We start from the raw sequence: 10660 nt of genomic DNA on the forward strand, positions 1-10660 counted from the left end.
AAGTACACAAATTGTTAATAACTCGTTTGAAATTTCAACAGCATAATCCTTAATTTTAAACTGAATTTTTAACTTTGTTATTCAAGAAATTTCAATGGAACATTTTGTTGTATCAGCCAGAAAGTATAGACCACAAACATTTAAAGATGTTGTTGGGCAACAGGCTATTACAAATACTTTATTGAATGCCATTGAAAACAATCATTTAGCCCAAGCATTATTATTTACAGGACCTAGAGGAGTCGGTAAAACAACTTGTGCCAGAATTCTTGCTAAAATGATTAACAGCGATGGAAATGAAACAGGAGAAGAAGATTTTGCTTTTAATATTTTTGAGTTAGATGCAGCCTCAAACAATTCTGTTGATGATATTAGAAACTTAACAGATCAGGTTAGAATTCCTCCACAAGTTGGGAAATACAAGGTTTATATCATTGATGAAGTGCACATGTTGTCTCAATCTGCATTCAATGCCTTTTTAAAAACCTTAGAAGAACCACCAAAACATTGTATTTTTATTTTAGCAACTACAGAAAAGCATAAAATAATACCAACAATCCTATCCCGTTGTCAAATTTTCGATTTTAAACGAATCACAGTCAAGGATGCTAAGGAGTATTTAAAGTACATCGCTACAGAACAAGGTGTAAATGCTGAAGATGACGCTTTGCATATTATTGCTCAAAAAGCTGATGGCGCCATGCGTGATGCTTTATCTATTTTTGATAGAGTAGTAAGTTTTTCAGGGAAAAACTTAACAAGACATGCGGTAACAGAAAATTTAAACGTTCTTGATTACGAAACCTATTTTACAAGTACAGATTACATTTTAGAAAATAAAATACCCCAACTTTTAATTCAATTTAATGATACCTTATCAAAAGGATTTGATGGTCATCATTTTATCGCAGGATTAGCTTCTCATTTTAGAGATTTATTGGTTAGTAAAACTCCTCAAACGGTTGATTTATTAGAAGTTGGAGAACAAACCAAAGCTAAATACTTAGAACAAGCTAAAATAGCGAGTCAGGAATTTTTACTGCAAGGTATTAACCTCGCCAATGATTGTGATTTAAAATATAAAACCAGTAAAAATCAACGGTTACTTGTTGAACTTTGCCTAATGCAACTTGCCTCTATCACTTTTGATGGAGAAAAAAAAAATAGCAAACATTACATAATTCCTCCTTCATACTTTAAAAACAAAGGTATTACCCCTATCCCGGTTACTTTGCCAAAAAGCAATACAAGTAGCAAAATCACTGAGGAAGTGGCTAAAGACACTTCTTCGGAAGCCGAACTAGTTTCGGAAGATTTAATGGTTAGTGAACCTCCAAAACTTATTTTAAAATCAGATAAAAAACGTACTTCCGGTTTATCTTTAAGTAGTATTAAAGCAAAAAAAGAGCATCTAATCAAACAAATGGATGTTGTTATAAATGAGGATGATTTACCAAAAGAAGATTTTACCGAAGAGCAACTTATAGAAAGTTGGAATGCCTTTACTAAAATGCTACAAGATCAGGGTAAATATAATTTATCCTCTATTTTATCAATAGATACTCCAAAAGTTATTGGCACTACGGTACATTTAGAATTTCCAAATTCAACAAATAAAGTTGAGTTAGAGAGACAGCAATATGACCTGTTAGCTTTTATTAGAAAGGAATTAAACAACTTTGATATTAATTTATCAATCACTGTTAATGAAGAAAAAGAAAAGCAATACGCTTATACAGCAAAGGAAAAATTTGAAAAATTGCGGAAGAAAAACCCAAATATTGACACTTTAAGAAAAACTTTTGATTTGGATATATAACTAACTAATTATGAAAAGATTATTTGTTTTTATTTTTATCATTTCTACGATATTTATAAGCTGTGATGGCAGGCATAGAAACTATCAAACAAATGAAGAGGTTTTAAAGGAACATAAACTTTTTGAGGCTTTTACTGAAAATATAAACTATATACCAGAGTCTTATTCTGAAATAATTACAGACACTATTTTAAGTAATGGCTTTCAAGTGAAAATAAAATCTTATACAGATATGGCTAATAATTATTTGAATGAATTCACCAAAGATTCAATTAATTATAAAAACTATTATTACAGAAACATAAATAATTCAATAAGTATATTAAAGAATAACAAGGAAATTGTTTCAAAATTGATAACTAAAGATGTTTTGATTAGTTACAATAGTTCTTTCAAAAATGATTTAAACAATAAGGTGATTCAAGGTATTTGGCTAAATGAATACGAATCATTAGTTAGTGATAAAGTAATTTTAAATTTATTATTTCAAAAGCCAGGAACAAAAGATTATAAGTTTTACCTAATAAGTTTTAATGAAAATGGCAACTTTGAAATCATAGATGAAATAAAAAAACAGTACGTATAAATGTTAGGTTTAAAACTTCCAACAGATCCAAGATGGGTAAATATTGTTGAAAAAAACATAGAAGAAATACTTACAGACCATGCTTTTTGTGAACAAAAGGCAACCAGCACTGCTATTTCATTAATTGTAAGTTTCCCTGAATACACAGACCTAGTTCAAGAAATGACTGCTTTGGTAAAAGAAGAAATAAGTCATTTTAAAATGGTGCACGACAAGATTATTGCAAGAGGATGGACACTTGGAAGAGACAGACGAGATGATTATGTTATAGAATTAGTGAAATTCTTCCCAAAAGGCGGAAGCAGAACCACGCAATTAGTACACAGATTACTTTATGCTGCATTAATTGAAGCCAGAAGTTGTGAACGTTTCAGGTTACTATCTGAAGAATTAAAAGATAAAGAGTTAGCTGAGTTTTACAGAAATTTAATGGCAAGTGAAGCTAATCATTATACCATGTTTTTGGGATTCGCACGCCAATATGGAAATAGAAAAGAAGTTGATACCAAATGGCAGCAACTTCTTGAATATGAAGCAGAAATAATGAGAAATTTAGGAAAAACTGAAACTATTCATGGTTAAAATTTATAACCAACACCAAATTGCATAGTTGAATTTTTAGCTTCAATTCCTAAATTATCATCAAAAATATTTGAAATACCATAAATGTATCTTGCATCAATAAATATCATTGGAGTTACATTATAAGATAAACCTCCAACACCTGAATAAGCAAAGTTTCTAATACCATCATCAACTTTATCGATTTTTAATCCAACTTGTGGGCCAATGTTAAAAAACATTTTTGGGCTAAGTTTAAAGTTAAACAAAATGGGCATTTGAATGTAATCTAATTGTAAAGGTTCTGGTTTTGCTCCTTCAGCAGAAAACTGTAATTCAGGAGAAATACTAACAGCATTTGAAAAGCTATATTCAGCAAAAAAACCAATAACAAAACCATTTCTGTGATCATTATTAGCAAGAGATGTGCCATCAAAATCTAAATTAGATACATTTAATCCTGCACGCACACCAAACTTAGTATCTTGAGAAAATCCATAAAAAGAAGTACTAAGCACTAAAACTAAGAGTAATATTTTTTTCATAATTAATAGGTTTGGGTTAAAACGTATTGAAATATCAACAAACGAATATATATCTTATTCTCAAAAAAAATATATTAAAAAGGTAAAGTGCATATTTTTTACTGTGTACTGCTAGAAACGGTATCATAATATATACTTTTTATAATACCATCTGCCAAACCTATCTTAGGAACATATATATGTTTTGCACCACTCCATTTCATTGAAGACAAGTAAATTCTCATTGCTGGAATGATAACATCTGCCCTATCTTGATTTAAATCTAGAATGGTAATTCGCTCTTCATATGAATAACTTTGCAATATATTATAGTAAGAAGTTAAATAGAAATAAGTAAGAGGTTTACCCATTGCTTTTCCCGATACTTTGAATATTTTATTAATGTTTCCACCTGAACCAATAACTTCAATCTTATCATACAAAACAGCTTGTTCTTTTATCCATAATTCCAATTCGTGCCAAGCTTCTTTCTTAACCATATCATTAAGCAGCCTCACTGTACCTATTTTAAAGGATTTTGATGCCACAGAAACACCTTCATGAATTACAGTAAACTCTGTACTACCACCACCAACATCAACGTATAAATATGTTTTATCATTTTCTATATATTTATGCAAATCTGTAGCAGCAATTATAGCAGCTTCTTCTTCTCCTTCAATAATATCGATGCGTATTTTAGATTTTTTGTAAACAGAATTAGCAACTTCTTTACCATTTGAAGCTTCACGCATTGCCGAAGTAGCACAAGCCTTATATTTAACAACTTTATGCGATTTCATTAATAATTTAAATGCCAGCATAGTATCTGTAATGCGTTGCTCATTTTCTTCTGAAATTTTTTGACTTAAAAAAACATCAGAACCAAGACGAATAGGAACCCTTACCAATGAGTTTTTCTTAAACAAAACAGGCTTTCCTTGTTCTTCAATAACATTTGATATAAGTAATCTTACGGCGTTGGAACCAATATCTATAGCTGCGTATTTTTGAATTTTTAACATCCTACTTTTTTAACTTATTTGAATAATAATCATAAATAGCAAGTTGCGATCTTATTTTATTCTTATTGTTTTTTCTATATATATTATCCTGAGCCTCATTCAAAATTCTGGCTTTTACATTATCATTCCAGCTTATTTCAAAAGTATCTAAAAGTTCTTGTTTAATGTTTTCATCATAAATAGGACAACTTACTTCTACTCTATTCTCAATATTTCTTGTCATCCAATCTGCTGAAGAAATATAAACTTTAGGATTATTATTGTTACCAAACACATAAAGTCTGGAGTGTTCTAAAAACTTATCTACAATACTAATGACTTCAATATTTTCACTCATTCCTTTAATTCCAGGAATTAAACAACAAATGCCTCTTACAATCATTTGAATTTTAACTCCTGCATTACTGGCTTCATAAAGCTTATCAACCATTTTATAGCTGGTGATACTGTTCATTTTAACTTTAAGATAACCCGGTTTGCCGCTTTTAACATTTTTTATCTCATTATCAATCAAGTTAAAAATCACTTTTTGTGTATAATGAGGAGATGTAATAATATGCTTATATTTAAAAATTTGATAGTTAGTTTCAAAAAATGCAAATACTTTATTTATGTCTTTTAAAATACTTTGATTAGCAGTAAACAATGTATAATCAGTATAAATTTTTGCTGTAGATTCATTAAAGTTACCGGTACTAATAAACCCGTAACGTTTAATTTTTTTTCCTTCTTCTCTTTCAATAACACACATTTTACTGTGCACTTTTAAACCTTGGACACCAAAAACCAAATGTACACCATCCTTTTCCATTTGTTGTGCATAATCAATATTTGCCTGCTCATCAAATCTGGCTTGTAATTCTATTGAAACCGTAACGGTTTTACCATTTATTGCAGCATTTATGAGCGAACTTGCTATATGTGAAATCTCTGCTAATCTGTAAATGGTAATTTTAATGGTTTTTACTTTAGGATCTAATGCTGCTTCTCTTAAAAACTTAACCACATATGAAAACGTATGGTAAGGAGCATACATTAAATAATCTTTTTTAGAAATCTCACTAAAAATACTTCCTTCTAAACTTAATCCTTTTAATGGTAATGCCTCTATTTTTTCATAAAGCAAATCTGCTCTTCCCAAGCTTGGAAAACCCATATAATCACGTCTGTTATGATACCTTCCACCGGGAATGATACTGTCTTGTGAATCTATTCCCATTTTAGACATTAGATACTGCAATGTTTCCTGATGAATATTTTTATCATATACAAAACGAACTGGCTGACCAATTTGCCTGTGCATGACACTTTCTGAAATTTTATCAATAAAACTTTTACTTAAATCACTTTCAAAATCTAGTTCAGCATCGCGAGTGATTTTAACCATATGTGCTGAAATTGAATTGTAATTGAAAATATTGAAAATATCATTTAAAAAGTAACGCAACAGATCATCAATCATAATGATGTAGTTCCTACCTCTGTTATGAGGTAATTCAATAAAACGATTGATGGTTTTTGGTATTTCAATCAAAGCAAATTGCTTTTGATTTTCATTCATTTCCATTCTAACTGCAAGGTAAGCGGCACTATCTTTTAAATTTGGCAACTCTACCGAATCATTTAAAATGATGGTTACAAGTGCTGGACTTACTTTTTGAATAAAATAGTTTTTTATAAATTCATGATGAAAATCTTCAATTTGGGTTTCATCTATCACAAAAATATTTTCTGTTTTAAGTTGCTGTTCAATATTGCTTAAAATATCTAAGCTATCGCTTTGCTGTTTAATGACTATTTGGGTTATAATTTCAAGCAATTCAGTTGCTTTCATTCCACCAAGCTCACTCTTGCCTCCTTTTCCTGCTTGAACTATTCGTTTAACTGTAGCGTATCTTACTTTAAAAAACTCATCTAAATTATTTGAAAAAATCCCTAAAAATCTTAATCTCTCAATAAGAGGTACAGATTCGTCTTCGGCTTCTTGTAGAACTCTAGCATTAAATTGTAACCAACTTATTTCTCTATTTATATAACTATTGTTGTGCTTTTCGGGCTTTGTCATTCTAAAAATCTAATTATACACAAATATATTCTATTTCTATAAAACAACTAGATTAAAAAATAGTTATGGCCACCGTTTTTCAGACATTTTTATTAATAATCTATTACTACCTTAAATCTCTTGGAAATATGGTTTCAACTGTTTTTCCTTTTTTTAAATCTTTCCAACTTTCAATTTCAAACTCCATTATGGTAACCCCACATGTTGGAACATTGTCTATATATATGTTTCCAAACGAATTAACAAAATTAGTTATGGCATTATTATGCCCAAAAATCATCAATTCATTAACTGTATTATTGCAACTCTTTATTACTCTAAGTAAGTCATTACCCGAAAAATCGTATAACAAATTATTTAAAACTAAATTTTCAGGATTAATTTTTAGATTTGAAATAAATATTTCAGCAGTAGTTTTCGCACGTACAGCATCACTTGAAACTATCAAATTTGGCTTAATTTTGCCATAAATAGCTTGCGAAACTTTATGTGCATCGTTAATTCCTTTCGAATTTAAAGGTCTTTCATGATCAGAAATATTAAACTCCCAAGAAGATTTTGCATGCCTTACTAATATTATTTTTTTCATAAAACTCGTTTAAAAGTAATTTTTATCGATAAAAAGTTGTTTTTCTCGGTAAAATGCATTTAATTTGCTTACATATTTAAAAATAATTAACCAAATGTAAAATTATGCAAGTTAAACAACCTACAAGAAAACATATGTAAAAAATTATTAATCGTTAAATAACACTCTTAAACCGATTAAGTGTTAAAGCTATCCGTTTTATCGAGTATTTTAGTTATTTAACATTTATTTTTGATTTAATAATAACATATACGTTGCTTTGTTCAACATACAAAATAGAAAATTATGACCCCAAATCTAATTTCTTATATAAAGTTTTTAATGTTGCTATGCAGCATTTTTCCCTCATTACTTTTTAATTTTAATAAAATATTGTCTATACAAATTATTTGTATGGCTAAAAAATAAATTTAAAAGTTGCTATAGTCAATACTAATTTTCAAGCTTATGAAAAAAATTACCTTTAATCTGTTATTAAAAGCTAAGACACAAATAAAGTATTGTTTGTTTGCCTTTGTTTTTCTATTTATAGGCCTTTTTAACGCTAAGGCAGACTGTACGGTTCCTAATAGCATGACAGGGACACAGTTAGTCGCTTACGTTAATAACCCTGTCAATAATTGTGATGGAACTGTGACTATTCCTGCTGGTGTTATTATTGATATTAATGGAGATACAACTATTCCAAATACAGTAACTAGACTTGTAATAAAAGAAGGAGGACATATCTGGTGGTCTGCTAAAGCAGTTCTGATTTTATCTGCAAATACAGCAATTGTAATAGAAGACATAGATTCGACTTACGGTGAGCCAATTGGTGTATCTGGTAATCAATCATGTAACAATAATATACAAATAAGAATTGGAACTACTGAATATTCACGTTGTGTTGGTGAAGGAAATAACTGTATTTCATTTGCTAACTTAATAGATGCAGGTGGAACGCCACAATTAGATCCAAATTTTGCTATAATTTCTGGTACAGACAATGCTGTATGTTTTGGCCCTACAGATATTTCAATTGAACTTAATGGACTCATAAGTGGGGCTGTTAGTTACGAATGGACAGTTCCACCAGTGAACACAAATCCAGGAACTGTTACTTTTTCTCCAGACGATGCAGCTGATACTGTTGTAACAGTAAGCACACCAGGAACATACACCTTAAGAATTAAGGTTAATATAGCATTGGGTTTAGCTGGTAGTACTTGTGCAAGTTCAAGTGTAGATGTATTTGCCGATATCATAATAGAATTTAAAGCTGGTGTAACTGCAACTACTATGGTAACTACTCCTGGAGTTGGTGGAACCTGTAATTTAGATGTTGATTTTACCGCTTCTACTGTAAACGCAGGAGTTAATACTACCTATTTATGGAATTTTGGTGATGGTTCTCCAACAAGTTCACTTCAAAACCCTTCACATACTTACGCTGCTAGTGGTAATTATAATGTATCCCTAACGGTTACTGACCCAGATGGGATTGCACCTTGTAATGTTGTCACTGTTTATGAAAACGTCGTTATTACTGATAATGCTCCAACAATTACTCCTCCTTCTCCTTCAAATATTGAAGGTTGTGATATAAGTGATGCACCTGCTGCTAAAACTACTGTAGCTGATCTTGAAGCCATAGGATTCTCAATTAGTGATGATGCTACTGGAGACTCTGACTTAAATGTTAGTAGCTCTGATGTTGTATCAGGTACATGTCCAATTGTAATTACTAGAACCTATACTATTACAGATGATTGTGGTAATTCTTCAGAAGCAAATCAAATTATTAATATTGATGATACTACAAAGCCAACAATTAATACACAAGCAACTTCTGAAACTGTTGAATGTGATGGTAGTGGAAATACAGTTGCTCTTAATGCATGGTTAGCCTCTAATGGTGGAGCTGCTGCCTCAGATAATTGTAGTAGTGTAATTTGGTCTAATAACTTCACAGCTTTAAGTGACTTATGTGGTGCAACGGGTGCAGCAACTGTAACGTTTAGAGCTACTGATGCTTGTGGTAACTACAGCGAAACAACCGCTACTTTTACGATTGAAGATAAAACTCCTCCAACTATTGATGTAGTTGCTACTAACAGTACTGTAGAATGTGATGGTTCTGGAAATACAACTGAGCTTAATGCTTGGTTAAATTCACATGGTGGAGCTGCAGCCTCAGATAGTTGTGGTGGTGTAACTTGGTCAAATAACTTCACTGCTTTAAGTGACTTATGTGGTACAACTGGTGCTGCAACTGTAACGTTTAAAGCGACTGATGCTTGTGGTAACTATAGCGAAACAACTGCTACTTTTACGATTAAAGATACAATAGCACCAACGATATCTAATGTAGCTGCTGATCAAACCGTTCAATGTGATGGTTCAGGAAATACAACTCAATACCAATCTTGGTTAAATACTCATGCTGGTGCTGTTGCAAACGATAATTGTTCAAATGTAACTTGGTCATATAATATTATTAATGTAATAAATGATTGTGGATCAACTTCTAGAACTTTAGTTGATTTTATTGCTACCGATGATTGTGGTAATAAAAATTCATCAACAGCATTATTTACTATAGTTGATTTTACACCTCCAACTATAAGCACAGAGGCTGCAGACAGCACTGTGGAATGTGATGGTGCCGGTAATACAACACAACTCAATGCATGGTTAGCCGCTAACGGTGGCGCTGTGGCAACTGACAATTGTGGTGGTGTGACATGGTCAAATAACTTCACAGCTTTAAGCGACTTATGTGGCAATACAGGATCAGCAACTGTAACTTTTAGAGCTACAGATGCTTGTGACAATTATAAAGAAACAACAGCTACTTTCACTATTGTTGATAATACTGATCCTTTGTTTGTTGAAGCGCTTCCCGGAGACGTTACAGTTGAGTGTGATGCAGTACCAACTGCTCCAACACTTAAAGCTACTGATAACTGTGGAACTGCCAGTGTAGACTTTAACGAAGAAAGAACTGATGGTTCATGTCCTTCTAACTATTCGCTTAAACGTACTTGGACAGCTACTGACGAATGTGGTCGTACAACAACACACGTTCAAACTATTACTGTTCAAGACACTATAGACCCTGTATTAAGCAGTGTGCCTGCAGATGATTTTATTGAAGCGTGCTCTGTTGCCGCTGGTCTTGCTGATTACAGCGAAACAGCCGTTGATATTACTGGTCAAGAAGCAACTTATGGATTTAGTGTGGTGGAAGCTTGTAACTTTACCGTTACTTACCAAGACGTTACTGTTAGTAGCTGCCCTTGGACTGTAACTCGTACATTTACAGCTATTGATGCCTGTGGTAATTCTGATACTAAAAATCAAACTATTACTATTACACCTAGCACATTATCAATCAGCGATGTACAAAACGAGACTGTGCCTGCATGTACCTATGCTACACAAGGTGAATTGGATACTGCTTTCGCTGCTTGGTTGAACAACTTTACCGTATCTGGTGGTTGTGCCCC

Annotated in this window: 8 protein-coding genes; 4 read left to right on the forward strand and 4 right to left on the reverse strand. The window is 31.8% G+C overall.

What is annotated here, in order from left to right; all coding sequences use genetic code 11:
* Positions 1–94: 94 nt before the first annotated feature.
* The 3 genes from V8G69_RS15895 to V8G69_RS15905 are packed head-to-tail and all read left to right on the forward strand — an operon-like array spanning position 95 to position 2987.
* Positions 95–1819 carry a DNA polymerase III subunit gamma/tau gene (locus tag V8G69_RS15895; RefSeq protein ID WP_394883149.1) on the forward strand — a complete coding sequence of 575 codons (1725 nt, stop codon included), beginning with the start codon at positions 95–97 and terminating at the stop codon, positions 1817–1819.
* Positions 1820–1829: 10 nt separating this feature from the next.
* On the forward strand, positions 1830–2405 hold the full coding sequence (locus tag V8G69_RS15900) for a hypothetical protein (protein ID WP_394883150.1): 576 nt from the start codon (positions 1830–1832) through the stop codon (positions 2403–2405).
* Positions 2406–2987, forward strand: coding sequence for a tRNA-(ms[2]io[6]A)-hydroxylase (locus V8G69_RS15905; protein ID WP_394883151.1), 582 nt, complete (start codon positions 2406–2408; stop codon positions 2985–2987).
* Here the strand turns inward: V8G69_RS15905 and V8G69_RS15910 are convergent.
* The 4 genes from V8G69_RS15910 to V8G69_RS15925 all read right to left on the reverse strand — a co-directional run bounded on the left by V8G69_RS15910 (position 2984) and on the right by V8G69_RS15925 (position 7169).
* Positions 2984–3511 carry a porin family protein gene (locus V8G69_RS15910; protein WP_394883152.1) on the reverse strand — a complete coding sequence of 176 codons (528 nt, stop codon included), beginning with the start codon at positions 3509–3511 and terminating at the stop codon, positions 2984–2986. The two genes, V8G69_RS15905 and V8G69_RS15910, sit on opposite strands and share 4 nt — an antisense overlap.
* Positions 3512–3609: 98 nt before the next feature.
* On the reverse strand, positions 3610–4515 hold the full coding sequence (locus tag V8G69_RS15915) for a Ppx/GppA phosphatase family protein (protein WP_394883153.1): 906 nt from the start codon (positions 4513–4515) through the stop codon (positions 3610–3612).
* A gap of 1 nt (position 4516) precedes the next feature.
* A complete protein-coding gene (ppk1, locus tag V8G69_RS15920; RefSeq protein WP_394883155.1) occupies positions 4517–6580 on the reverse strand; it encodes a polyphosphate kinase 1 in 2064 nt (687 codons plus the stop codon).
* 106 nt (positions 6581–6686) lie between these two features.
* The gene (locus V8G69_RS15925; protein ID WP_394883156.1) at positions 6687–7169 is read right to left on the reverse strand and encodes a SixA phosphatase family protein; all 483 of its coding nucleotides are present in this window, start codon (positions 7167–7169) and stop codon (positions 6687–6689) included.
* A 447-nt stretch (positions 7170–7616) separates the two neighbouring features.
* On the opposite strand from V8G69_RS15925, the gene V8G69_RS15930 reads away from it, so the two are divergent.
* Positions 7617–10660, forward strand: a 3044-nt coding sequence (locus tag V8G69_RS15930; protein ID WP_394883157.1) for a PKD domain-containing protein, incomplete at its 3' end; no start/stop codon positions are given.

The organism is Gaetbulibacter sp. M235, from assembly GCF_043876835.1.
Taxonomy (GTDB): Bacteria; Bacteroidota; Bacteroidia; order Flavobacteriales; family Flavobacteriaceae; genus Yeosuana.

Bases quoted from the DNA above. Each gene is read 5' to 3' on its own strand.
- V8G69_RS15905 (WP_394883151.1), top strand. From the start codon at position 2,406: ATGTTAGGTTTAAAACTTCCAACAGATCCAAGATGGGTAAATATTGTT.
- V8G69_RS15915 (WP_394883153.1), bottom strand. From the start codon at position 4,515: ATGTTAAAAATTCAAAAATACGCAGCTATAGATATTGGTTCCAACGCC.
- V8G69_RS15925 (WP_394883156.1), bottom strand. From the start codon at position 7,169: ATGAAAAAAATAATATTAGTAAGGCATGCAAAATCTTCTTGGGAGTTT.
- V8G69_RS15895 (WP_394883149.1), top strand. From the start codon at position 95: ATGGAACATTTTGTTGTATCAGCCAGAAAGTATAGACCACAAACATTT.
- ppk1 (WP_394883155.1), bottom strand. From the start codon at position 6,580: ATGACAAAGCCCGAAAAGCACAACAATAGTTATATAAATAGAGAAATA.
- V8G69_RS15900 (WP_394883150.1), top strand. From the start codon at position 1,830: ATGAAAAGATTATTTGTTTTTATTTTTATCATTTCTACGATATTTATA.
- V8G69_RS15910 (WP_394883152.1), bottom strand. From the start codon at position 3,511: ATGAAAAAAATATTACTCTTAGTTTTAGTGCTTAGTACTTCTTTTTAT.